The following is a 24,588-nucleotide window of genomic DNA, read 5'->3' as shown; positions in this document are numbered from 1 at the left end:
TCAATTATCTCTCAATGATAAATCTATAATCTCTCTAATAACGTAGTGACATAGTTAGCAGTAGTTACATGGTTGTCTGCATTTGGCAAATCAGCATTAGTGCTTAATCCATTTAACCCATCAGTTAGCCGTTGCGACTGTTCAGCATAACCAATATGATCAAGCAACATTGCAACAGCTCTGAGTAAACTCCTTGGATCAGCATAATCCTCTAGATGATGTTCAAACAGCCACGGGGCGGTGCCATGAATTGCTTCAAAGATGGCATAATCATCGCCGATGTTAGCAGATCCCGCTGACCCCAGGCCACCCTGTAGTTGAGCCGCAATGTCTGTTATGATATCCCCGTACAAATTTGGCAAGATAACAACCTGAAGTTGATTACCAAACTCTGGATTATGCAGATTAGCTGCCATTGCATCTACGAAATAGGGTGTCACCGTAATACCGGGATATCCTTTACCAATTTCTTGGCAAGTTTTCAAGAAATTGCCATCAGTTAACTTAACGATGTTTGCCTTTGTAACCACTGCTACATCCGTTTTACCATGATTCTTAGCGTATTCGAATGCACGCTTAGCTAATCGCGTAATCTCCGTCTGAGTTAGAACAACGAAATCAACTGATAATTCGTCATCTACTTGAACACCCTTACTCCCGAACAAGTATGGACCTTCTATGTTTTCTCTGAAAAAAGTCCATTCACGACCATTATCAAGTTGCATTGGTCTCATTGCGGCATACAAATCAAGAGAGCGCCGAAGTTTAGCGTTAGCGCTTTCAAGATTTTTACTGGTTTCCCCAGCTTTAGGCGTGGCCATTGGTCCCTTGAGTAATACTGGATAAGTTTTAATTTTTTCAAGGACGTCTTTTGGAACGGCTTGACCCGCTTTTAACCGATCATTTAAGGTACAACCTGAAATCTCTTCCATTTTAAAATTGCCAGCCGTAATTTCTGATTGCAGTAATTGATTCAATACGCGTTTTGCTTGTGTCATCAAGCGAGGACCAATCCCATCACCAGGCAATAACCCAATTGTATTCGTTTTTACCTGTGGTGATTTGTGATTTGCCAAATCGGTCTCACGCTTTTTTTCTTGTATTAATAATTCTGAAAATTGAGCTGTTGCATCTTTTGTTTCTAAACTATCCATGAATTTTCGCCAGCATTTCTTTGCGATCTAGGTTAATCAAACAACCTGAAAGAAGAATCTTACGTTCATCATCGGTTAACGCGCCAATTTCAAACGTATAGTCCTTCCACTTCCCTTCGTGGAACAAATACCCAGTTAATTGTGTACCAGCATTCGCCAAAAAATCATGAATACCGGTCAAATACAGAAAATCATCAGGTGCCGCTTTAAAGTCTTGATTCAACAGTGGCAAAATGCCCCAGTTTATAAGATTAGAACGATAACGCTTTGTAGCATACTCACGAGCAACATTGACCATACCTCCGAGGACTTTTTGACAAGAAGCTGCTTGTTCACGAGCAGAACCATCACCTGGTCGATGCGCATAAATCATAGTGCCTAACATCACATCGTTGGGTTGCACATCAGAGAATTTTTTTTGAAAACCATCGTACACTCTCGTTAAATCGGGATCAACTTGTGTTTGAGCCCCACCGTCTCGACGTTGAGTTTCTGCACTGCGCATAAGCTTAGCACGTTCGACATATTCTGGTACCTTTCTAGAAAGCGCAAAACTTGCGAGCTTTTCAGGATTTGAACGATAGCTAGAGGTGTCCCCTGAAGGAATTAGTTCGTCAGTCGTCGTTACAGGATCTGTCAAATATGCAGCGACTTTAACCAGTAGCGAATCGGGCATCTCGGTAAATTTCGGCCAATTCTTAATATTTGGACCAAATAATAATGGTTGATCATGGTCGGCCTTTCCTTCACCATGGAAAATCAAGTTATTATAAATCTTCGGGTTAAAACTATAAACAGGTGTATGTGGCTCATTAAAATCAATATCTGTCGCGGCCGTAATTGCGCCACCATTTAATGCACTGGCTGCAATAGAACGTGCATCCATCAAAGCCACTGATGAAAGCTGCCCTTCTTGAGGTTTAGAGCCCTCACGGTGAATAAAGTTTCTAGTCGTGTGTCGAATAGACAATGCATTATTAGCTGGCGTTTCACCGCCGCCAAAGCAAGGGCCACAGAAAGCAGTCTTAAATATTGCACCAGCTGTCATCATTGTTGATGCTTCTCCCGTATCAACTAATCGCTGATAAATTGGCATACTTGACGGATAAATGGTTAAAGCAAAATCTTTACTTCCAATTGCATGTCCATCAAGAATATGAGAAGCCGCGCGAATATTACCAAAAGTTCCGCCGGCACAACCAGCAATTGAAGCATCTTGCGCATAAAGACGACCATTATGCACCTTGTCTCGCAGTTGCAAGTGCAAACCGTTGCCATCTAATTGTTTTTCCCCATTGGCTTCAACTTCGCCTAGGATGTCATCCAAATTAGCGTTCAATTCGTGAATGCTGAATGCGTTACTTGGGTGGAATGGTAAAGCAATCATGGACTCAATCTTACTCAGGTCAATATCGATGCTACGATCATAATACGCACCATCTTCAGGGGTCAGTTTCTTATAATCATCAGCTCGTCCATGAATTGTGAGCCAGTCTTTGACTGTATCATCTGTTTCCCAAATTGATGAGAGACAAGTTGTTTCAGTAGTCATCACATCAATTCCATTACGGAAGTCTTGATCCAATTGGCGAATGCCAGGGCCGATAAATTCAAGAATCCGATTTTTAACAAACCGCTTATTGAACACTGCACCTACCAACGCTAGTGCTACATCTTGTGGTCCGATTCCTGGTCTAGGCTTGCCAGTTAAGTGAATGGCAACAACTTCTGGATATGCAACATCATATGTTTTACCCATCAGTTGCTTAACTAACTCACCGCCACCTTCACCAATGGCCATTGTGCCAAGGGCACCATATCGTGTATGACTATCCGAACCAAGAATCATTTTGCCTCCCCCAGCCATCATTTCTCGCATGTACTGGTGAATGACTGCTACATGAGGCGGCACAAAGATACCACCATATTTTTTTGCTGCCGATAATCCGAATCGGTGATCATCAGCATTAATGGTGCCGCCAACTGCACATAAACTATTATGGCAATTTGTCAGCACGTAAGGAATCGGGAAGTGATCAATGCCTGAAGCCTTTGCGGTCTGAATAATGCTAACGTACGTGATGTCATGTGAAGCGATAGCATCAAATTTTAACCGTAAATCAGTCATTGAATGACTGGTATTATGTTCTTTAATGATTTTGTAAGCCATAGTTTTAGCCCGACCTGCTTCAATCTTCTTAGGATTAACATTTGTGGCTTCAACTAACTCATCGTCTTGATAGAATTGTCCCTTTTCATGCAGTAACATGGCTATCACTCCTATTTCGCATTTGATTCAAGCGGCCACCCCATTTTACCGTCTCAATATCTTCCGTACTCAACGGTGAGCTAACAGTGAAGGTCGCTCCTTTTGTTTCATTGATAACAGTTACATCTTGACCTGCTTGCATCTCGTCTAACTTTACCGTGAGCGTATCGCCTTGGTCGATAGCCTGATAATCATCATCACTCTTGAAAGTTAGAGGGACGACACCCCAGTTGACTAGGTTGGCAAGATGCAAACGAGCAAAGTCTTTAGCTAAAATAGCCTTGATTCCTAAGAAACGTGGAATAATCGCAGCTTGTTCACGACTTGATCCTTGACCATAATTTTCACCCGCAACAAGAACACCGCCTTCAGCAGCCTTGGCACGATCCGGAAAAGTTAAATCAATAGTCATGAAAGAGTGTTTGGAAATTTCTGGTATATTTGAGCGAATTGGCAGGTAAAGCGCACCAGCAGGACAAATATGATCCGTAGTAATATTGTCTGGCAACTTCAAAAGTACTTCACCAGATTCAACACTGTCGTGCTTACCAAATTTTGGAATCGGTTTCAAATTTGGGCCGTAATGAACTTCGTCAACGTAATGTGGTGTATAAAATAAATTAGAGGGTTCGATAAACGAATCTGGCAACTCGTAACTAAATTCTGGAATATCAACATCTCGTGGATCCGTTATCTCTCCAGTGATAGCAGAAACAGCGGCTGTTTCAGGGGCTGCCAAGTATACTTGATCATCTTTAGTACCACTACGACCTGGAAAATTTCTCGGTGTGGTTCGAATAGAAACACCTTTAGTTTGTGGTGCAAACCCACAACCATTGCATCCACCGCACATTGGTTCAAAAATTCGAACACCAGAGTCAACAATCGAATTGAAGTACCCACGCTTGATACTTTCTGCAATGACAGTTCTAGTTGAAGGATAAAGTGCCGCGTCCACTGAATCACTGATTGTATGGCCTTCCATGATATTCGCAATTGACTTCATATCATTCAATGCAGTATTCGTACAACTTCCTAGCATCACTTGATCAATTTTGCGACCGGCAACCTCTCGGACTGGAACGACTTTTCCCGGTGAAGAAGGTAATGCAATAAGAGGTTCAAGCTCGTTCAAGTTAATTTCCATTACCTCATCATAATGAGCATCTTCATCAGCACTTAAAGGAATCCAATCTTCCTCACGATGATAAGCGCGCATCCAAGCTTTTGTGTTTTCGTCACTCGGAAAAATTGATGTAGTAGCACCCGTTTCTGCACCCATGTTCGTAATTGTAGACCGTTCCGCAACGTTCAGCGTCTTAACACCAGGACCACTATATTCAAGAACTTTTCCTACACCACCTTTAACATCAATTCTTCGAAGTACTTCAAGAATGACATTCTTTGCAGAAACCTTTGCTGGTAAATGACCAGTAAGATGGATGTTGATAATGTATGGCATTTTGATATATAAAGGTTCGCCTGCCATCGCCATGGCAGCATCAAAACCACCAACGCCAACGGCAAACATTCCTAAACCGCCTTGACAAGGCGTGTGTGAGTCACCACCGATAAGCGTTTTACCCGGAATACCAAAATGTTCGAGGTGAAGCTGGTGACAAATGCCACTCCCGGGACGTGCGCAGACCACACCATATTTTGCTGTCATTTCCTGTAAGAAGCGATGGTCATCAGCATTTTTATAATCCGCTTGAATCATATTGTGATCCATGTATTGTACAGAGAGTTCCGTTTTAACATGATCAATTCCTAACTGATTGAGAGCTAGAAAAGTCATAATTGCGTTCAAATCGTGTCCTAGTGTTTGATGGGCATGGATGCCGATTCGACTGCCACGCTTTGTCATATCACCGTAGACAATTGAGTTTTGAATACATTTTTCTGCTACTGTTAAACCCATGTTGTTCACCCCATTTGTGATTTTGTTTACATGTTAAGAATAAGGTGTATCAACCATAATGTAAAATATGGTATTATTATGTTAGCGATTACAATAAGTTATGGAGGACTCTGTAATGGATTTTAAAGATGTCGAGCTTTGGTTAGCGCTATACGACCAAAAAAACATTACAAAAACGGCACAACGATTGTACCTCTCTCAGCCAGCGCTGACTAACCGAATTAAAAAAGTAGAAGATGAATTCGGCACAGATCTGCTCATTCGCGAACACAGTGGGATTGAATTTACCCCAAACGGTCGCAAATTCATTCAACACTGTCAGATACTTAAAAACGATTATCAAGCATTACAGGCAGATTTATTGTCGACTAGTGATGAGATTCATGGCTCATTAACGATTGGTGTAACGTCTATTTTTGCTAGATTTAGACTACCGGATCTACTTAAAAAATATCTAGAATTGAATCCTCAAGTTAACATCAGTGTTAAAACCGGTCGGAGCTGGGATGTGTATCCGCTCCTAAAAAATCAGGAAACTCCGGTAGCTATACTTCGAGAAGGTTATGCATGGAACGACGGCAAACAACTTCTCGCTGATGAACCGCTTTGTCTAGCCAATCTATCCAAAATTTCGTTTGATGAGTTGCAACAATCTGATTATATTGAATACAATACTGACCCTTATTTAAAGGGTCAAATTGAACACTGGTATAATGAGCGTTTTTCTGCTTTACCACCAGTCAGAATGACTGCTAGCAATATAGACACAGCTTTAGCATTTGTTTCTGCTGGTCTTGGTTGGGCAATTCTCCCAAAGATCGTACTCAAGAATTTCAAGGGATATGTCAAACCTCTTAGGTGGCAAAATGGCAAGGACTTCACCCGTTCGACTTGGCTATGTTATTACGAAAATAGTCTACGGTCACCGGCAGTAGCCAGCTTCGTATCCTTTATTAAAGAAAATGCAGTTCTATTATGATTTGATATAAGTATACAAAAAAGGTCGAGCTCAATTGCCCGGCCTTTTTAAAACTTAGAAATTCCTTACTTAATATACTTATAAACCTGCTGCCCTGCTTGCCGACCAAAAATAACAGTTTCAGCAATCGAGTTCCCGCCGATTCGGTTATTCCCGTGCAAACCGCCAACGATTTCGCCAGCTGCGAAAAGGCCGGTGATTGCTTGACCGTTTTCATCCAGCACCTCGGTCTTGTGGTTGATGGCGATACCGCCCATAGTGTAGTGCACAGCTGGGGCGATATGGATAGCGAAGAATGGCGCGTGTTCAATATCACGTTCCATCCCCGTTGTCCGGCCGAATTCGGCATCGTTTTTAGCAGCAACAGCCTTGTTCCAGGTTGAAACGGCATTGTTCAGCGCGGTCTTATCAAAGCCAAGTTGATCAGCCAGGTCATCCGTTGTCTTACCAGTAGTAACTAATCCAACATGGTCGTAGAATTCAACGGCCTTGACCCGGTCCCGGATACCTTGGTCAAAAATCAGGTAGGCGCCGCCCTCTTTCAAGGCATCAATGGCAGCGGTAACGTTCTTCCGGGTGTCCAGTTCGTTGGTGAACCGGTCGCCATGCTTGTTGACCAAAATGGCACCTTCACCACGAACAGCTTCACCGATCAGGTAAGCGTGCGGCGTGTCTTGTTGAACGGTTGGGTGGACCTGGACTTGATCCATATCCACTAACTTAGCCCCTAATGCGTGGGCGAAATTGATCCCGTCGCCAGTTGCACCTGGCTGGTTGGTGGTCTTGTAGCCCTTCAGATCAGGCCGGAACTTCGTCAACAATTCTTGGTTGGCACCGAAACCACCAGTAGCCAAGATCACTGCATCGGCCTTCAATTCACTGGTTTTGCCGGCAATGTCTAACTTAACAGCATCGACCTTGTCGCCGTCCTTGACCAGTTCAGTAACTTTAACGCCGGTAAACAATGGGATTCCTGCTTTGGCAACCTGTTTCAAAAATTCGGTGACCAGAAAACCGCCGATCGGGGCTAAAGAACTGGGACGGTGGGTCCGCATAACACTCATCCCACCGGTAATGGTAATGTCATCCAAATGAATGCCGTGGTCCGCTAACCAATCAATGGCTAAGGCGCCATGTTCAGAGAAGAACTTCAACAGTTCGGTGTTGTTCTTTTCGCCGCCGCCCTTGTAGGTTTCAGCGTAAAAGTCTTCAAAACTGTCAACGATGCCATGCTTCAATTGAACCAGCGTTTCGGCAGCGTTCATTCCTGATGAGGCTCGGGTGGTGTTGCCGCCGATCTTGTCCATCTTTTCAAGAATGACGGGTTTCAACCCTAATTCATGGGCTTGAATGGCAGCCGTCAAGCCGGCCCCGCCGGAACCGATTACGATAACGTCATAGTGATCTTTTAACGTGCTAATATCTGTTGGTGTGAAAGTGAATTTTTCAGCCATGATTTTACCTCTTTTGATTTGTTTTAATGCGCTGTTTGCTGGCTAGGAAGTTCTATTTTGCCTAGCTGAAACGTGTTTCAGAAAGTTGAGGGCGACTGCAGAAACCACCTCCAACACGAAATCCAAAACAAGGATTTCCTGCCGAAAGCGTCTTCTGCTCCGCCCTCAACCGCCTTCTTCCACACGCTATTTTTGGTTAATGTTGGTCATATCAATCGGAACGACCCACTTATCAAATTGTTCTTCTGTAACCAGTCCAGACTTCAAAGCAGCAACCTTTAACGTGGTGCCGTCTTTTTCAGCAGTTTGCGCAATAGTTGCACTTTCGTGGTAGCCGATGTGTGGTGACAAAGCCGTCACAGTCATCAATGAGTTGTCGACTAATTCTTCCATCCGGGCAGCGTTGACGGTCAAGCCGGCAATCATCTTGTCAGCAAATCCGCGCATGGTTCCTTCAAGCAGTTCAGCTGATTCCAAGAAGGCATCGATAAGCACTGGCTTGTAGACGTTCATTTCAAAGTTACCCTGACTGGAAGCCACGTTAACCACAACGTCGTTTCCCATGACCCGAACGGCTGCCATAGTAATTGCTTCAGCTTGTGTTGGGTTAACTTTCCCGGGCATGATCGATGAACCTGGTTCGTTTGCAGGAATGTTCAATTCGTCGTAGCCGGCACGTGGACCGCTGGCTAAGAAACGCACATCATTGGCGATCTTCATCAGATCACTTGCCAAGGTCTTGATGGCCCCATGGACCACGTTCAACCCTGAGTGGTGAGCCAGACCGTAAAACTTGTTGCTGTCGGCGGTAAACTTCAAGCCGTACAAATCGCTCATCTTTTCGGCAATGATGTCAGCAAAGTGAGGCGCAGCGTTCAAACCAGTCCCAACGGCAGTCCCGCCCATGGCGATTTCACTTAAAGTTTGACTCAACGTTTGAATGTACCCTAGATCATGTTCCAGCGCACTGACCCAGCCGCTGACTTCTTGGCCAAATGTCAATGGCGTAGCATCTTGCAAGTGGGTCCGGCCAATTTTAACCGTGGTCCAGTATTTTTCTTGCTTCTTTTTTAATTCATCAATTAAATGTTGTAATGATGCTTCCAAACGATTGACAGCAGCGGCAGCGGTCAAGTTCATCGCCGTTGGAAAAATATCGTTTGAACTTTGACCATGGTTGACATCATCGTTTGGTAAAATTTCGATGTCAGCGTTGATCTTAGCAGCTTGATGGGCAACGACTTCGTTAACGTTCATGTTGGTTTGGGTCCCGGAACCGGTTTGGTAAACCACCAGTGGAAAGTCCTTGCGCAGATCTTCGTCATCCAGGGCTAATAAAGTATCGATGGCTTTCACGATCAAATCAGCTTTTTGGCCTTCAATAGCCTCAACTTCCTTGTTCGCAATGGCAGCAGCCTTCTTGATCTGTAGCAAGGCCTTGATGATTTCAAGCGGCATCTTGGCACCGGTTGGGAAGTTGTTACGACTCCGTTCCGTTTGGGCGCCCCATAATGCAGTTGCTGGAATCTTAACTTCACCGATGGTATCTGATTCAATCCGATAATCTTCTGTCATGATGTAAAACCTCCATAGTTTTTGAAACCGTTTTAATTATTTGTGAAAAAAATAATTTTATTGCTCAAATATTCCCTATGTCACTAATCTTACCGGCCTTCGATGATTATAGTCAAACCTTTGCCAACCTATAATCATTGCTTATATTGTTGATATAACAGCGTTTAAGACTGATATAATTCCATGATTCAGATATTTTTGAGAAATAAAATATTTTTTACGGTCAGTTTGTCTTTTCACATTAATATTGTCACGACCGTTCTGGCAACATTGTGGTGTACTTGGTTAAATTAGCTGATCAGAATACCTTCACGAATGCCAAGAAAGATGGTCAGGATCAGCAAATCAGCCGACCCGCCCAAACTCAAATGACGTTCGGTAAACGTTGCATTGAGCTCATGTAAGAACGTCATGCCCTCGGCCGTTTTGCTGCCGCCCCATTCAAAGTAGCGGTCGGCCTGGTCGTGCGCCCAATCAATGATACTGTCGGACTTTGCACGCTTAACGAGGTTCGTGTCCACCGAATGGCGCACGATGGTCAGCAATACGTCTAACAGGCGCTGATTGATTGTCCCGACACTTTGCCGTAATTCGGGCAGCGCGTAAGTCATCACCGTTGGATAGCCGGCTTCTGCTTCGCCCCGAATACCCTTGATACCATACTTCAAGAATTGGCGTTCACCGGCAGTTAGTTCCGCTTCCGGCTTGTCAGGCAACCCGACGAAATCATTTTTCGTCAGTCCCGTCAGCATTTGCCGGACGATCTGCATCAGTTCATTCGTGGTCCCGTCACCCTGGTACGCGGCAGCGGTAACCAGAATACCCAGCGAAAAAATGGCACCCTTATGCGTATTCGTGTTGCGGGTCGCCTGAAACATCGTTTTCTCCGCCTGGACACCCACTGGTCTGATCTGGGCAAACAATGCCGTTAGATCATGACCAGTAAACGCTGTGCCCAACCGTGCACATTCTTCAAAGTAGGCCCGCAGGCTCACCGCACTATCAATAAACATAAACGCGTTCATATCAGGGTGCGGGCCATTTGAAACGGGATCCACCAACCCGGGCTTCGGGTTAACGGTCACTTCATACAGCAGTGCCCGCAAGGCAGCACTCACAATGGCTTCCTGGCTCAATCGATCACCCCGCCGCTTGTTTCAAATTCTTGGGTATAAAGGGTACTGATCTTAGCTTGTAATTCAGCAACGGAATGACGGCGTGAACGCGCGCAGTCCTTCGCGATTCGGTCGCAGATCAAACACTTGCGCACAGGTAAACCCATGTCCGCCCGTGATAGGGAGTGATCCGCTGCCGTACTCATCACGTCCACATCAAACAGCCGGCCCAGCGTATCATGGTCTTCAAAGTCAACGGCAAGCTTCTTGATTGTCAGCGCGTCCATATCAGTGCGAATAAAGAGCTCGTTACCAGTTGGTTTGTCCCACTGTGCCAACGTTGTAAAATCAGTCGTCACCTTCACTAACGCGTCGTAAAACCGCAGCATTCCGGCGTCAAAAATTGCGCGAATGGCTTCATTATTTTTAATAGGACCAGGAATATTCAGTTTAATTGCCAGTAAGGTAGTTTGGGGATACTTCGTTAAAACAGCCTGCTGATAAGCAACCCGTTCATCCCGGTTTTTAAGGACATCCACAATTTCCTGTGGCTGACCCGTTTGAAAAATGGACGTCATGTTGTAATTCCTCTCTTGAAAAAACGCCCAACGGAAACACAACTTGTGCAACTATCGGGCGTCTTTTGTTTATATTAATGGATTCGTTTTTGGAAAAAAGGGCACGGCTGTTGCCGAAGGATTCAGACTCGCCGGTATTATTTGCCAGTGAGAGTCAATTCTCCGAAAACTGGCAGAAACCCTCTTTAAATGCTTCACAAAGAAGGAGACGTTAGCACCTGGTCAGTGATATACAGCAACGTGCCAACGCGATGCAGACCGCGAAAGTGCCCAAAAATTCCTAGTCTTTAACTTCTTTGATGGTATCAATAATCGTCCCGTCACGGTATTCAATCAGCGCAACAGTGCGGTCAGTGAATGCCAAAGGCTTCGGCGTGCCGACCTTCTTTTCAGCAAGCTGCTGGAGTTCTTCAATGGTGAAGACAGGAACACCGGGCAGATTACTCAAGGATGCCTGCAAGTCTTTGCGCTTAGGGTTGATGGCAATTCCGTATTCGGTAACCAATACGTCAACGGAATCTCCAGGGGTGACAACCGTCGTAACATCAGGCACAACAGTTGCGATTCGACCACGAACCAGTGGTGCCGAAATAATGGTCAGCTTAGCGGTTCCGGCGTCTTGGTGACCACCGATGGCGCCACGGATAACACCGTCAGAACCGGACATGACGTTCACGTTGAACTTGGTGTCGATTTCCAAAGCGCTCAGAATGGCAACGTCTAATTGGTCAACCATGGCCCCTTTGTTATCAGGATCAGCATACCAAGACGCATCGATTTCTTGTTGGTTCGGGTTTGAATGCATGGATTCAGCAGCACCCTTATCAAAGTCTTGAACGTCCATGACCTTGTCAACTAACCCTTCCTTCAATAGGTCGGTCGTTGGCTTGGTGATGCCGCCAAGGGCAAATGATGCGGTGATCTTGTTGTCCAGCATTGCCTGACGCAAGTAACGGGTAACGGCTAAGGCTGCCCCACCGGAACCAGTTTGGAATGAAAAACCTTGCTTGAAGTATGGTGAGTTGACGATGACATCGTTAACCGTCGAAGCAATCTTCAATTCCTTAGGATCCTTGGTGAAACGTGTCGCACCGGAACCGATCTTATCTGGATCCCCGACCTTGTCAACTTTAACCACGTAATCCACTTGGGTCTGCTTGATTGAAGCAGGCGTGTTCGGGTATGAAACGATGTTGTCGGTCAAAAGAACGACCTTGTTAGCGTATTGGGCGTCCATTAAGGCGTACCCCAATGAGCCAAACACAGCGTTACCTGTCATCCCGTTGGCATTTCCTAATTCATCAGCGTTTGGAACACCGAGAAAAGCCACGTCAATTTTGATGTCACCGTGTTCGATTGAACGGGCACGGTTCCCATGAGAACGGAAAATAACGGGGTTCTTTAACCCGCCATGGGAAACAAAATCGCCCAACGAGCCACGCATCCCTGAACTGGTGATGTTAGTGATGGTCCCGGCCTTAATAGCTTCGATAACCATGTCGTTCATGACACCCGTCAGCGAAGATGGTGCCAAGGTTAAATTCTTAATACCAGCATCAATGATCTCACGCATCACTTCGTTAAAGACAAAGTCTCCGTTACGGAAATGGTGGTGAAATGAGATGGTCATGCCATCCTTGACCGTGTCAGCCACGACCTGTTTGATACTGTCAACCAGTTTATTATCACCGGTCGAGACGTGAACTGAAGGTGCCACGCGCTGGATATCGGGGTTACCGATCTCAGTCGTTTCAAAGGGTTTGTAGTCTAAGTCTTTCATTAAATCATCTGGTAAGTCGCGATTCACACTATTTTTCAAGGTAATTGCCCTCCTCGTCTACTAGGTTTGACGCCTTAGCTAACCGCATGACGCGTTGTGCCCGGAGCACAACTGGGCGGTCAACCATTTGGCCGTTCATCGAAATGACACCGGATCCCTTAATGCGGGCTTCTTCGATGGCATTGATAACGTTCTTAGCGTTCAAAATTTCCTTTTCCGTTGGCTCGTAAACTTCATTGACCATTGGAATTTGACGTGGGTTGACCAGTGACTTGCCGTCGAACCCGAGTTGGTGAATGTACCGGGTCTCGCGGTAAAAGCCTTCCGTGTCATCCATGTTGGTGAACACAGTATCAAAGGCGGCGATGCCGGCTGCCCGAGCAGCGTGAAGCACCATGTTGCGGGCAAATTCCAGTTCGGCGCCGTCTGGATAACGGTGGGTCTTCATGTCAGTGGTGTAGTCTTCGGCAGACAGGGCAACCCCGATCATACGGTCAGAGGCAGCAGCGATGGCTGGAGCGTTCAGCACACCCTTGGCGCTTTCGATAGCGGCCATGATGTGGGTTGAACCGGCTTTTCGGCCGAATTCTTTTTCAGCAGCAGCAACGTCGGCATCTAACTTAGTCACCATGTCAGCAGTTTCGGCCTTTGGCAACCGGATAACGTCGATGCCAGCCTTGACCATCGCCTTAACATCGTTGTCGTAGTACGTGGTATCTTGACCGTTGACCCGAACGACTAATTCGGCATCAGCGTAATCTTGCGTCTGCAGGGCTTCGTAAACGAGGTCGCGAGCAGCGTCTTTTTCAGCCATGGAAACAGCATCTTCCAAGTCAAACATGATGGAGTCGGCACCGTAAATGCCGGCATCTTTCACCATTGCGGGATTATTGCCGGGAACGAACATCATTGTCCGGCGTAAACGTTCTTCATTTTCAGCCATGATTACAATACCTCCCAAGCAGGTTGATCAGTGGTGTCCGTTGCGCGTTGGGCAGCCGCGATGGTCCGGGCTTTGACAACACAGTCCAAAGCCCCTTTGTCGACGGCCTTAACCTTGGCGTCAGTGACCCCAAGCTTGTTCAGTGTTTCAGTAATGACGCTGCGAATCTGATCGCCAAATTGTTTTTCGACGTCTGATTGCAGATCAATGGCGATCCCGTTCGTGCCCTCCGATACCATGATTTGAATGTCTGATGATTCGAGGGTCCCGGCAACGGCTGTTTCCTTAATTTCCATCAATGTTCATTCCTTTCTGGATACGTGCTTGTAAAACGGTCTTGTGCGCAACGATGAAATCATAGGTGCTGGCGGGTACAAGGGCCTGCACCTGTTCAAGATCATCATCACGGATCAACCGTCTGACCGCAGTGGCTGTTATGTAGTCGTCATGTGCGGTAGTGTTACGATCGACAACTTTAACGCCGACCACCGGCGGTAATTCCGCCTGCAGGACTTCGTTATAGATGCCGGTCGTGCGCGATACGGGTTCGGAACCCACGTACCGCGTTTGAATGTGAAGCGCTGGTGCAATGACGTTTCTGAAGATGCGCGCATCAAGCGTCGTTTGGTAACGGACTGTCTGGTCTGGGGTGGGCAAAAAGTACGCCGGAAAGGTGGCGTAACTGACCATATACTCACCGCCATCCACCACGATGACGTTGGTGAGATCAGCTACCCCCGCCTTGACGAGGTCAAACCGCTCAGCTGTTGTAAACAATGACGCATCCGTGTTCACGACAAACACGTAAACGACATCGTTTTCTTTAGCCGCCTGATCAACCAAGTAACGGTGTCCCAGGGTAAACGGATTGGCGTTCATGACAATGCCTGCCACCCGTCGCGATGCTTGCTCAGCCACGCGCGGTAAATCAGCTAGGTAGTCGTTAACATCCGGACTGCCGTTTTCAAGAAAGGCAGCGGTATCGGAATGCGTCAATTCACTGAACCCAATGTGCTGGAAACTTTCGGAATACTTGAGTTTCGTGAACACAAACTGGTGGAAAACGTGTTGTTGGAACAGCCGGTTGACCAGTTCGCCAACGATGGCGTTGAACCGGGCGCCCGGAGTGACCCCCTTGTTGCAGACACCAATGTATTTCAAAACATTGCCGGCTGCTGACCCCGTTGCTACCAGATGGTCACCATCATAGATGCCAATCGTAAAATCGATTTTGTCGACTTCATTATCGTTAAAATTGGTGATGTCGAGTGACGTCAGAAAGTCGCGCCACTGCTGTTTGACTTGGGGATTATTGAGGTAGAGATCCACAATTGCGTTTTCCATAAATGCCTCCAGTATTAAAGAGTATTCGCGTAATCGACGACGGCTGCCGTCACGGTCTTGACCACTTGGTCGTCAAACACGCCGGGTACGATCTCGTCAGCCGTTGGGTTGGCAACCACGCTGGCTAAGGCCTTGGCAACGACTTCTTGGAGTTTGGCGTCCACGTGGGTAATGCCGCTTTCCAACAAGCCCTTGAACAGGCCAGGGAATGCCAAGATGTTGTTTACCTGGTTTGGATGCTGGCTTGAACCAGTCGCAATCACTTTTGCACCCGCCTTCGCTGCATCCTCAGGTTCAATTTCTGGGACTGGATTAGCCAGTGCGAAGATGATTGGATCCTTTGCCATGCGGTGAACGTCGGTCTGACTCAGCAAATGTTTGTCCGACAAACCGATAAACACATCCTGATCATCCATAACATCAGTCAATTGCTTGCCCAACATATCGCTTGGTGTGTTTAACGTTTTGGCCATATCACGCTGATACTTATTGTACCGGTCATCGTTAGCCGTAACAACACCGTATACGTCAATCAGTGTTAAATGTTTAATGCCGACAGCGTACAAAAGCTTTGCAGTGGCCAATCCTGAGGCGCCGACTCCGTTAATCACAACGTGCATGAAATCGAGCGAACGGCCGGTTACCTTAGCAGCGTTGATAAGACCCGCCAAAACAACAATGGCAGTTCCCTCCTGGTCATCATGGTAAACCGGAATGTCCAGTTGTTCGTTGAGTTTTTCTTCAATTTCAAAACACTTTGGGGCTGCGATATCTTCCAAATGAATCCCAGCAAATGATTTAGCGGTGTTTTTGATAGTGCTGACGATCTCATCGGCACTGACTTGGTCAACGGCAATTGGAATCGCGTTGATACCAGCAAGGTCCTTGTACAACAAAGCCTTGCCCTCAATAACTGGCAGTCCGCCAGCGGGGCCGATGTTACCAAGCCCCAAAACGGCTGACCCGTCCGTCACGAGAGCAACTAATTTACCACTAACCGTGTATTTGTTCTTAAGACTCGGGTCCTTGGCAATCATCTTAGAAATAACCGCAACGCCCGGTGTGTAAGCTCTTCCCAGCTCAGTCTTATTATGAACAGCAAGGTCAGACTGGATATCTAAGACACCCGTGTGATCTTCATGCGCTTTTAAAATCTCTTCAGTTTCCGTCATGAGCATCTTCCTTCCAAACTTGCTACTTGTGATTTAATTATCAATCATTATTACATCTTAATTCTACGCCAATTTTTGAACTTTTTCAAATATAAATGGATTTTTTAATATTTTTAAAAAGACTTTTTCTGTTATGATAAATATATTTAAATAAATCAACCAAATTGGATTGGAAAAGAGTAGAATCAGAGTGTGGAGTAAGGCGCCTAGGGTCGGAGCGTAAGGGACTTTGGCCGAAAAAGGCTGGACTTGCCGTTTTGGGTCAAAGTCCCTTACGCAGGAGCCCCTTGCCTTGCGCAACACGTTTCGGCAATATCGAATTGCCCCACGTCGCTAAAGCAACGCAGACAAATACTCCCGCAATCAGCATTCTGATTTTTGGGCAGAAAAGCCCGACGTAGTAACCTCTGCCTTATGCAACACGTTTCAGCAATATCGAATTGCCCCACATCGCCAAAACAAGGCAGACAACAAGCTCAATGCGCTTCATCCCGGATTTTCCGCTTGAATCGCCTTATGAAGGCTAAATCACCGAAAAAGACGCCAGGTACTACCAATCTAGCAGTCGACTACGAATACGCCGAAAATCATCAAACTGCACCAACCTTAATTAAATCGACCATCTATTTAACAAAAACCACAAGCAGCAGGAGGGCTCACCCCATTATGGAAGACATGAAGTATCGCGAACAACTGGCCAACATTGCCAGAGACTACTATTTATCGAAGTTAACAATTTCTCAAATCTCAAAAAAATACGATCTTAGTCGGTATCTGATTACTAAATCCTTGGATGATGCGATTGCATCCGGCTTGGTCAAAATCAATATCAACGCACCGATTGACCGCAATCTGGAAATGGAAGCCCAGTTTAAGAAGTTGTTCGATGTTCAAAACGCCTATATTTTGAAAGACGCTGACACTTCAAACGAAGACTACGAAAACATCGTCGAATTCGCCGCTGAAGAATTACAGTCCATGGTGCACCGCAGCAACGTTATCGGCATCTCATGGGGCGGGACGGTGGCAAACGTCATCAATCACTTCCAAGCCGAAGTTTACGACGACGTGACCTTCACTCAGTTTATGGGCGATAACCTGAAATACAATTCAGCACTGGGATCAACACCACTCGTTCAAAAAGCGGCCACTAAATTCGGCGCCCGCTACCTCACCGTACCCGGCCCGTTGTACATCTTAAACGATGACACTCGCAAGGCTTTTGAGAAGGAACCAGCTTTGATTCCCGCCTTTTCCACCATGAGCAAAATGGACATGTTGTTTGCGGGTGTTGGGACAATTGCCTCCATTGATTCGATTCCCTTATGGCGCAACCATAAACCTGAAATTCTCGGCAATGTCGATTCCAACGATGTCGCCGGCATGCTTTACGGTCGGCCATACGATGTTAATGGGAATATTCTCAACCAGGGAAACGACAAATTGTTCGGCGCTTCAATGGATGTGATATTGTCAGTCCCTCACCGAATGGGCATCGTCAAGAGCAAATTCAAGGGTCGCGCGTTGTTAGGTGCCCTTCGCGGCGGTTTGCTGACGGATTTTGTGACTAACGAATCCGTTGCAAATCGAGTCTTGCTCGAACAAAACAACGACTAGTTTTCTACATTAAAGTACGCATAAATTGCAACAAACATTCGTTAAACAACGCAGGCTGCTCAGACATCACAATGTGGCCGGCGTTTTTAATTTGTGCTGTGTGTCCTTGAGGTGCCAGATTAGCCGTCACCTCAGCAAATTTCGGGTTAAAGTAAGGCGATTTCTCGCCCACTACAATGAGCAGCGGAATCGACAATTGGCTGATAACATCCCGCCAGTCCTGAAAAGCATGATCCGTTAAAAATGCAAGGTTACGGGCAGAATCGTAAGGATGCTTATCACGGGTTTGTTTGACCATTTGACGCAGTTGTTCGGTAACGGGGGTCACCGTTGACCGACCAAACGGCAGGTTCAACATCTCGGGGAAGTTGCCCCAGGTCAAATTCTTAAACCCAAAGTCCCAGTTATCATCCGCTATCATTTTGGGACTTTGATCAATATCAACGAACGCTTTAAACCGCCCTGCGCCAAACAAAGACGCATAGGCGAACAGCGTGGAGGCACCCATCGAGTTGCCAATGCCGAGCACTTCATTCAAATTAAGAGAAGTCAGTAATTCCTCAACATCTAGTGCGTGACGGCTCATTCGCTGGCCCTTGAAGGTCCGTTGGGAAGCACCCTGGTTACGAGCATCCAAGCTGATAACCCGGTAACCTTGCTGCACCAGGAAAGTAACTGTTGGTTGCCAAATCTCCTTGTACGCACCAATTCCTGTCAGCAGTAAAACAGGATGGCCGTCACCGACATCTGAGTAATCTAATTGAACGTGATCACTGGTTTTGAATTTCATTTGTTTCTCCTTACTGATTAGTATCATGAGACTCTGCAACAATGTGTAACGGGGTGTTTGGGACTATCCCTAAACACTAAAAACAGCTATGGACAACTGCCATAACTGTTTTTTTATTACTATATTATATGTGATGCGGTTTGGCAACTTGGTGAAATTTGTTCCGCAAGGCAAGGAGCGAAGCTTAAGAAAATTTGGCCACCATCAGGATTCTGATTGTGGGCGTCAGGCTCTGTGCTGTTCTTGCGACGTGATTTATTTTTTTATTGCCGAAACGTGTTCCGCAAGGCAAAGGGCTCCTGCGTAAGGGACTTCGGCCAAAAAGGCAAATCCGGCCTTTTTCGGCCGAAGTCCCTTACGCTCCGCCCCTAAACGCCTTGCTCCACACTCTTTACCACAATCCAATCACCTTCATCCAAAGACCACCAACTACACCCCAAACAATGAGGTAGAAGATCCCTAGGACGAAGTTCAGACGCCACCAGTCGCTTTGTTTCACGTAACCAGCACCGAACAATGCTGATGCTGGGCCGTTTGCATACTGTGTGGTTGACCCAAAGATTGCACCCGTAAAGCCGAGCATCATGGCAGCCATTGTGGCTGGTGCACCAGCAGAGATAGCAACACCTAACAGTGCACTGTACATTGCTGACACGTGCGCCGTCCCACTAGCAAACATGTAATGACTGTAGAAGTAGAACAGAACGAGAACAATTAAAACAACTATCCAACTGACACCGTGAAGGCTTGCACCCAATGCTTTTGACAGCCATGGAATCAGACCCAAAGTGTTCAATTCAGTTGCCATAAAGATCAAAATTGAGAACCAAACAATCGTGTTCCAAGCACCGGTTTCGTTTAACACGTCCTTGACGCTCAAGACACCAGTCAATAGCAGCAGACCAACGGCCAAGAAGGCAACCGTTGTCGCATCCAACCCGATAAAGCTGGAAAGCATCCAAAGAATCAGGGCGATGATGAAGACGCCACCCATAATCTTTTCAGGCAGTGTGATCTTACCCATTTCAGCTAACTCTTTGTCAGCCCATTCCTTGGCGTTTGGCGTATCTTTAATTTCCGGCGGATACATCTTGTAGATGATCAGCGGTACACAGATAAGGGAAATCAAACCAGGAACGACACCGGCAACAAACCAGCCCATCCAAGATAAATGAACACCCAGTGACTTAGCGAGGGCAACGGCAACCAAGTTAGGTGCCATCCCAGTCATGAACATCCCACTGGTAGCGATGTCACCATGGAATTCAGTAAAGATCAAGAAAAACCAATTTTTCGTTCCGTTCCATCCTTAGGACTAGAACCAAAAGTATCAGCTAGTGATTCAATGATGGGATAAACGATCCCACCGGCACGAGCTGTGTTACTTGGGGTAGCTGGAGCGGTGACCAGATCAACGCCGATCAGCGAGTAAGCTAAACCAAGAGTCTTTTTCCCGAACAAGCGAACGAAAATCAACGCGACCCGACGACCAAGACCCGTGTTGATAAAGCCACGTGACAGGAAGTAGGCCATCCCGATCATCCAAACAGTTCCGTTCCCAAAGCCGAGGGTGGCATCATCAATAGTAACAACGTTCAACAGAACCGAAAGCGTCATCCCAATCAGGGCAACCCCAGCGATTGGTAACGGTTGGGTGATACAGCCAATAATAGTAGCGGCGAAAATAGCTAACATGTGCCAAGCATTCATAGAAATACCGGCTGGTTTAAACGGTGAACAGAACCAAATTACCAGACCGACTAACAACGGCCAGATAAATTTCTTATAATCAATCTTATTTAGTTGCATGTCAAAAACTCCTTCATACCCTTACCAAGGCATGTGTTTTTTTGCAGTAACAGGACGACAATTTCACGGACAAAATCTAAGTTAGAACTGATTGTCACGATGCAAAACGGCTACCGCTGATTAGGAAGGTTTAGCGATATAACCCTTACTGTGCGCGGCATAAAAAGTGTAATAAAGACTGATAAAGTGCAAGATTGAATGGAAGTAGTCAATCCCTGCGCGCAGTATATTCTTATCGTTTCAAATAGTTTGTTACAATTTTAACAATCATTTCCAAAAAAATAGGACTGCAAGCGTCCTATATTAAACTTCAACATCGTCAGCGAAACATGTAACAACTATGTTGCCGTGACTCATCAACCTATTCAGCGGCTAATAGAATCTCGTTCATCTTCTTGGCAGAGTTCTTCATCTTGGCCAACTCTTCATCAGAGAGCGGCACTTCGATAACTTGGCGAATGCCGCCAGCGTTGATAACTGCTGGGGTACCGAGATAAACATCTTTGAGACCATACTGGCCGCTAAGCGGTGCTGAAATCGGCATTACCAGGTTCTCATCAAGTAAGATGGACCGGCAAATCTTCATCAGGCTGACAGCGACGCCATAGAAGGTTGCACCCTTCTGGCGAATAATCTGACCGCCCTTCTTCTTCACGTCATCTTCGATAGCAGCTAACTGGTCACGATCAACGTTTGGCAGGTTCAACAATGGCTTGCCGCCAACGGTTGCTTCATTATAAGCAGCAAATGAACTGTCACCGTGTTCGCCTAAAATGTAGGCGTCCACGTCACTAGTGCTGACGTCCAGGGCCTTTGCCAATCCAACTTGCAGACGGGCGCTGTCCAGGGAAGTCCCAGTACCGATGACCCGGTTCTTTGGAAAACCAGAAATGTGCTGTGTCAGTGACGTTAAGATATCAACTGGGTTTGCTGAAACCACGAAGCAGCCATCAAATCCGCTGTTGACGATTGGTGTCACGATGGATTCTAGGATCTTGGTGTTCTTATTGACCAAGTCCAACCGTGTTTCACCCCGTTTACGTGGCACACCAGCTGTAATCACAACGATATCTGCATCAGCAGCATCACTATAATCACCAGTCCGCAAACTTGCGGGCATCATCATCGGTGTCACATCTTCCAGATCCAACACGTCTCCTTCGGCGTGTTCCTTTTTAACGTCCACTACAACTAATTCATCGATCCCGCAATTTTGCAGTAATGAGAACGCAAATGATGAGCCAACTGCGCCATCTCCAACGAGAAGAACTTTACGACGTTTGTTTAACATAGTGTTCAGTCCCCTTTCAGTATCTTTCATAATTAAAAATCAGCTTCGTACAACAATCAGCTACCTTCGAGCAACCAATTCTAAGTCGCTTGCTCTTAAGGTCACATTCATTATACATGATTTTTCTAAAAAGTCTTCACTTTTTTAAAAAATACCACGATTTTTTTAATTATTTAAAATACTGATTTGAATTCTCTCAAATTCTAAGGGTAAATTTAATCGTGAAAACGGTTAAATAACAGATAGCGTTTGCCATTGTTTTCACGATTATCAATAATCCATACCAATTTCACTCATCATCTTCTCTCAAAAAGTGGTGTTTCACATATTTGAAAACGTTTTATCAAAAATGTGAAAAAAAACGCATAAATCTTTAAAACAACCTCAATGGCTTCATAATATTTCGAAAATAAGCATATAGTCAAACCTTCAACATATGATAAATTTTGCTTATGTTCTTGCTGGATAAGGGCTCACCGTTACAATTATTAAAAAATAGCACGCCTTTTTCAAAAAATAAAGTGAACCAAGGAATTCTCATTGCAATTTCAAATTATTCCCTGTATCGTGTGCATTAGAACGTATCAAAAAGCAGTGCTCATATGTGCAACTCATCATTAGCGGAGAAAATTGCCATTTATTCCCTATGTTTATGTCTTTTCCAGCCCCGTTTTCGATGAGCAGGTATTCTAGACTATGACCGCTAACCAGTGATCCAACAGAAATTCAACACTTAATCATTACTTTGTTTGGCTTGCTGTAGATAGGATGGAAACGCATTCAAGGTTCTTGCTTTTAGTTCTAAAATGCATTACAATTTATTCGTATATTATATTAAACGAAATATATTAAACTAATTTGAGGTGAGACTTGTGAAAATAACAGCAATTGTTGGCTCTAACTCGAAACACTCTGCCAACCGCAAACTGCTCCAGTTTATGAGTCGCCACTTCGATGATCAGGACATTACCGTAGCCGATATTGACCAAGTACCCATGTTCAATGAAAACTACCCCGGGGGCGACCCCCAGCCCGTCATCGACCTGGCGCAACAGATCGAACAGTCCAATGCCGTCATTATCAGTTGTGCCGAACACGCCCACACGGTGGCCTCTTCACTGAAGAGCGTCCTCGAGTGGCTGTCTTACAACCTGCACCCTTTTGCTAACAAACCCGTCATGATCGTCAGCGTATCATCATTTCCGCAGGGCGGTTCCCGCGCCCAAATGACGTTGCGTCAGATCCTCAATTCACCAGGCGTTAACGCCATTGCTTGGCAGGGTGACGAATTCCTGTTAGGCAACGGCGACACTGCTTTTAATGATCATGGCGACGTGAAGGATGAAGGTACCGTGAAATTCTTAGATAAATGTTTTGCTGAATTCATTACGTTTGCTGAACGTAACAACGCGAAGTAGGAGGCCCATTCATGAAATTTGCTGCAATTGTCGGTACCAACGCCGACTTTTCCTACAACCGAATCCTGCTTCAGTATATGAAGAAACATTTCAAACAACTGGCAGACATCGATGTTTTGGAAATCAATCAATTACCAGCTTTCGACCAGGATCTGCCTTATGAAGAACAATCCATGGCCGTTTGGCAATTTAAGCAGGCTGTTAAAAACGCAGACGGGGTGATTTTTTCTTGTCCCGAATACGACCACGCGATTCCCGCAGCCTTGATCAGTGCCATTGAGTGGCTGTTCTATAATCCAAAGAACATTCTGGAACAAAAACCAACCATGGTGGTCGGCGTGTCTTACGGGACGCAGGCAACGTCGCGGGCCCAAGAACAAGTCCGCCAAATCTTGGCATCACCAGACTGTAACGCTGCCGTTCAAGCCGGCCACGAAGTACTCGTTGGCAAGGCCGCACAAAGTTTCAACAAAGATGGGAACATTACCGACCAGGCCGCAGTTGCGAACCTAGAGGAAAGTTTTACCAGCTTCGTGAAGCTCACCGATGCCCTATCCAAACAAACCGAGGAGGATAACCTTATGACCCTGAAACAACCATTTGTGAACGATGCCTACATCAACTTCCCTACTGGACGCCTCTCGTTCAAGGAAGCCCAACAGATTTTCAGTACCATCCCATTTGAAATTGACTTGATTGACCGCAACGACCGTTTTGCTTGGTTCTCCGACAAACCGAACCGCGAGCACGTCCGTCACGTCAACGAAATTAATGAAACCGTTGATGAATGTCACCCACCGAAGGCCTTGCCTGCTGTTAAAGCCATCATTAATAGTTTCAAAGACGGCTCCCGGGACATGGTTGAACGGCCATTGATCATGCACGGCCACCGGACCTTGATTCAGTACTACGCGCTGCGTGACGTGGACGGATCCTACCTTGGCACCATTGAATTCACTGGCAGCGTTGAACACATCATTAGTTTATTCGAAAACGGCGCCTTTGCTGATGTTACCACTGGGGCTTCGAAGCACGGTGACGATGCGGCCACTTCTGAAACCAGTGCCGATGCTACGAGTGCTGCTTCCGAAGAGACCGGCGCACCGGTGGATGACGCCGCTGACGGCGCAGCCAAAGCTAAGGCTGACGCAGACGATACCGATGCAACTACCAGTGCATCTAAAGAAGATTAATAACTTGATTTTATGAACGATGTCCGTGATTTTGGGCATCGTTTTTTTGTCTAGAATTACAGGGTAGTGGTATTTAGTTTGTTGCAATCTCGCTCGCTGATCCTAAAAAAATCAGAACACACACATCAGCGATTTAGAGCAGAACAAAAGCAGCCCTCCAGAACAACAGGCCGTTGTCCCAGATGA

18 protein-coding genes and 1 pseudogene are annotated in these 24,588 nt (G+C 45.9%); 4 read left to right on the top strand and 15 right to left on the bottom strand.

Annotation, left to right across the window (positions count from 1 at the left end):
• Nucleotides 1-23: 23 nt before the first annotated feature.
• Genes FC82_RS02150 through FC82_RS02140 form a run of 3 tightly spaced genes read right to left on the bottom strand, consistent with a single transcriptional unit; the run spans nucleotide 24 to nucleotide 5,344 of the window.
• Complete coding sequence (locus FC82_RS02150; RefSeq protein WP_056996074.1) at nucleotides 24-1,154, bottom strand: isocitrate/isopropylmalate family dehydrogenase; 1,131 nt, start codon at nucleotides 1,152-1,154, stop codon at nucleotides 24-26.
• Nucleotides 1,147-3,423: a hydratase gene (locus FC82_RS02145; RefSeq protein ID WP_056996073.1), complete on the bottom strand. Its 2,277-nt coding sequence runs from the start codon at nucleotides 3,421-3,423 to the stop codon at nucleotides 1,147-1,149. The genes FC82_RS02150 and FC82_RS02145 overlap by 8 nt, the downstream gene beginning before the upstream one ends.
• Nucleotides 3,410-5,344: an aconitate hydratase gene (locus tag FC82_RS02140; RefSeq protein ID WP_056996072.1), complete on the bottom strand. Its 1,935-nt coding sequence runs from the start codon at nucleotides 5,342-5,344 to the stop codon at nucleotides 3,410-3,412. Before FC82_RS02140 ends, FC82_RS02145 begins: the two co-directional genes overlap by 14 nt.
• A gap of 115 nt (nucleotides 5,345-5,459) precedes the next feature.
• Here FC82_RS02140 and FC82_RS02135 point away from each other — a divergent pair, with 115 nt between their 5' ends.
• Nucleotides 5,460-6,323, top strand: a complete 864-nt coding sequence (locus FC82_RS02135) for a LysR family transcriptional regulator (RefSeq protein WP_056996071.1) — start codon at nucleotides 5,460-5,462, stop codon at nucleotides 6,321-6,323.
• 65 nt (nucleotides 6,324-6,388) lie between these two features.
• On the opposite strand, the gene FC82_RS02130 is transcribed toward FC82_RS02135, so the two are convergent.
• The 9 genes from FC82_RS02130 to FC82_RS02090 form a co-directional block, all read right to left on the bottom strand.
• The gene (locus tag FC82_RS02130) at nucleotides 6,389-7,777 is read right to left on the bottom strand and encodes a flavocytochrome c (RefSeq protein ID WP_054759076.1); all 1,389 of its coding nucleotides are present in this window, start codon (nucleotides 7,775-7,777) and stop codon (nucleotides 6,389-6,391) included.
• A gap of 186 nt (nucleotides 7,778-7,963) precedes the next feature.
• Nucleotides 7,964-9,352, bottom strand: a complete 1,389-nt coding sequence (locus tag FC82_RS02125) for a class II fumarate hydratase (protein ID WP_056996070.1) — start codon at nucleotides 9,350-9,352, stop codon at nucleotides 7,964-7,966.
• A gap of 290 nt (nucleotides 9,353-9,642) precedes the next feature.
• On the bottom strand, nucleotides 9,643-10,488 hold the full coding sequence (locus FC82_RS02120; RefSeq protein WP_056996069.1) for a triphosphoribosyl-dephospho-CoA synthase: 846 nt from the start codon (nucleotides 10,486-10,488) through the stop codon (nucleotides 9,643-9,645).
• Nucleotides 10,485-11,045 carry a citrate lyase holo-[acyl-carrier protein] synthase gene (citX, locus tag FC82_RS02115; protein ID WP_054759074.1) on the bottom strand — a complete coding sequence of 187 codons (561 nt, stop codon included), beginning with the start codon at nucleotides 11,043-11,045 and terminating at the stop codon, nucleotides 10,485-10,487. The genes FC82_RS02120 and citX overlap by 4 nt, the downstream gene beginning before the upstream one ends.
• Nucleotides 11,046-11,325: 280 nt before the next feature.
• Nucleotides 11,326-12,864, bottom strand: coding sequence for a citrate lyase subunit alpha (gene citF, locus FC82_RS02110; RefSeq protein WP_054759072.1), 1,539 nt, complete (start codon nucleotides 12,862-12,864; stop codon nucleotides 11,326-11,328).
• Nucleotides 12,854-13,768, bottom strand: a complete 915-nt coding sequence (gene citE, locus FC82_RS02105; RefSeq protein ID WP_056996068.1) for a citrate (pro-3S)-lyase subunit beta — start codon at nucleotides 13,766-13,768, stop codon at nucleotides 12,854-12,856. The genes citF and citE overlap by 11 nt, the downstream gene beginning before the upstream one ends.
• A gap of 2 nt (nucleotides 13,769-13,770) precedes the next feature.
• Nucleotides 13,771-14,064: a citrate lyase acyl carrier protein gene (gene citD / locus FC82_RS02100; RefSeq protein WP_054759068.1), complete on the bottom strand. Its 294-nt coding sequence runs from the start codon at nucleotides 14,062-14,064 to the stop codon at nucleotides 13,771-13,773.
• Nucleotides 14,054-15,112 carry a [citrate (pro-3S)-lyase] ligase gene (gene citC / locus FC82_RS02095; protein ID WP_054759067.1) on the bottom strand — a complete coding sequence of 353 codons (1,059 nt, stop codon included), beginning with the start codon at nucleotides 15,110-15,112 and terminating at the stop codon, nucleotides 14,054-14,056. Before citC ends, citD begins: the two co-directional genes overlap by 11 nt.
• A gap of 14 nt (nucleotides 15,113-15,126) precedes the next feature.
• Nucleotides 15,127-16,284, bottom strand: a complete 1,158-nt coding sequence (locus tag FC82_RS02090) for an NAD(P)-dependent malic enzyme (RefSeq protein WP_054759065.1) — start codon at nucleotides 16,282-16,284, stop codon at nucleotides 15,127-15,129.
• A gap of 666 nt (nucleotides 16,285-16,950) precedes the next feature.
• On the opposite strand from FC82_RS02090, the gene FC82_RS02085 reads away from it, so the two are divergent.
• Nucleotides 16,951-17,901 carry a sugar-binding transcriptional regulator gene (locus FC82_RS02085; protein WP_054759063.1) on the top strand — a complete coding sequence of 317 codons (951 nt, stop codon included), beginning with the start codon at nucleotides 16,951-16,953 and terminating at the stop codon, nucleotides 17,899-17,901.
• 4 nt (nucleotides 17,902-17,905) lie between these two features.
• Here FC82_RS02085 and FC82_RS02080 read toward each other — a convergent pair whose 3' ends face one another.
• The 3 genes and pseudogenes from FC82_RS02080 to FC82_RS02070 all read right to left on the bottom strand — a co-directional run bounded on the left by FC82_RS02080 (nucleotide 17,906) and on the right by FC82_RS02070 (nucleotide 21,791).
• Nucleotides 17,906-18,691 (bottom strand): alpha/beta fold hydrolase, encoded by a 786-nt coding sequence (locus FC82_RS02080; RefSeq protein ID WP_054759061.1) that lies wholly within the window; start codon nucleotides 18,689-18,691, stop codon nucleotides 17,906-17,908.
• A 391-nt stretch (nucleotides 18,692-19,082) separates the two neighbouring features.
• A pseudogene (locus FC82_RS02075) lies at nucleotides 19,083-20,500 on the bottom strand (anion permease).
• A gap of 361 nt (nucleotides 20,501-20,861) precedes the next feature.
• A complete protein-coding gene (locus FC82_RS02070; protein ID WP_054759059.1) occupies nucleotides 20,862-21,791 on the bottom strand; it encodes an L-lactate dehydrogenase in 930 nt (309 codons plus the stop codon).
• 872 nt (nucleotides 21,792-22,663) lie between these two features.
• On the opposite strand from FC82_RS02070, the gene FC82_RS02065 reads away from it, so the two are divergent.
• The gene (locus tag FC82_RS02065) at nucleotides 22,664-23,209 is read left to right on the top strand and encodes an NADPH-dependent FMN reductase (RefSeq protein ID WP_054759057.1); all 546 of its coding nucleotides are present in this window, start codon (nucleotides 22,664-22,666) and stop codon (nucleotides 23,207-23,209) included.
• An 11-nt stretch (nucleotides 23,210-23,220) separates the two neighbouring features.
• Nucleotides 23,221-24,402 carry an NAD(P)H-dependent oxidoreductase gene (locus tag FC82_RS02060; RefSeq protein ID WP_054759055.1) on the top strand — a complete coding sequence of 394 codons (1,182 nt, stop codon included), beginning with the start codon at nucleotides 23,221-23,223 and terminating at the stop codon, nucleotides 24,400-24,402.
• Nucleotides 24,403-24,588: the final 186 nt, after the last annotated feature.

This window comes from Secundilactobacillus collinoides DSM 20515 = JCM 1123 (assembly GCF_001435975.1).
Taxonomy (GTDB): Bacteria; Bacillota; Bacilli; order Lactobacillales; family Lactobacillaceae; genus Secundilactobacillus; species Secundilactobacillus collinoides.
The sequence above is the reverse complement of the archived record's forward strand: the minus strand, read 5'-3'. Positions and strand labels throughout refer to the sequence as shown.

What these genes read in the sequence shown, in the direction of transcription:
- FC82_RS02150 (WP_056996074.1), bottom strand. Translation starts at nt 1,154, where the DNA reads ATGGATAGTTTAGAAACAAAAGATGCAACAGCTCAATTTTCAGAATTA.
- FC82_RS02145 (WP_056996073.1), bottom strand. Translation starts at nt 3,423, where the DNA reads ATGTTACTGCATGAAAAGGGACAATTCTATCAAGACGATGAGTTAGTT.
- FC82_RS02140 (WP_056996072.1), bottom strand. Translation starts at nt 5,344, where the DNA reads ATGGGTTTAACAGTAGCAGAAAAATGTATTCAAAACTCAATTGTCTAC.
- FC82_RS02135 (WP_056996071.1), top strand. Translation starts at nt 5,460, where the DNA reads ATGGATTTTAAAGATGTCGAGCTTTGGTTAGCGCTATACGACCAAAAA.
- FC82_RS02130 (WP_054759076.1), bottom strand. Translation starts at nt 7,777, where the DNA reads ATGGCTGAAAAATTCACTTTCACACCAACAGATATTAGCACGTTAAAA.
- FC82_RS02125 (WP_056996070.1), bottom strand. Translation starts at nt 9,352, where the DNA reads ATGACAGAAGATTATCGGATTGAATCAGATACCATCGGTGAAGTTAAG.
- citX (WP_054759074.1), bottom strand. Translation starts at nt 11,045, where the DNA reads ATGACGTCCATTTTTCAAACGGGTCAGCCACAGGAAATTGTGGATGTC.
- citE (WP_056996068.1), bottom strand. Translation starts at nt 13,768, where the DNA reads ATGGCTGAAAATGAAGAACGTTTACGCCGGACAATGATGTTCGTTCCC.
- citD (WP_054759068.1), bottom strand. Translation starts at nt 14,064, where the DNA reads ATGGAAATTAAGGAAACAGCCGTTGCCGGGACCCTCGAATCATCAGAC.
- citC (WP_054759067.1), bottom strand. Translation starts at nt 15,112, where the DNA reads ATGGAAAACGCAATTGTGGATCTCTACCTCAATAATCCCCAAGTCAAA.
- FC82_RS02090 (WP_054759065.1), bottom strand. Translation starts at nt 16,284, where the DNA reads ATGACGGAAACTGAAGAGATTTTAAAAGCGCATGAAGATCACACGGGT.
- FC82_RS02085 (WP_054759063.1), top strand. Translation starts at nt 16,951, where the DNA reads ATGGAAGACATGAAGTATCGCGAACAACTGGCCAACATTGCCAGAGAC.
- FC82_RS02080 (WP_054759061.1), bottom strand. Translation starts at nt 18,691, where the DNA reads ATGAAATTCAAAACCAGTGATCACGTTCAATTAGATTACTCAGATGTC.
- FC82_RS02070 (WP_054759059.1), bottom strand. Translation starts at nt 21,791, where the DNA reads ATGTTAAACAAACGTCGTAAAGTTCTTCTCGTTGGAGATGGCGCAGTT.
- FC82_RS02060 (WP_054759055.1), top strand. Translation starts at nt 23,221, where the DNA reads ATGAAATTTGCTGCAATTGTCGGTACCAACGCCGACTTTTCCTACAAC.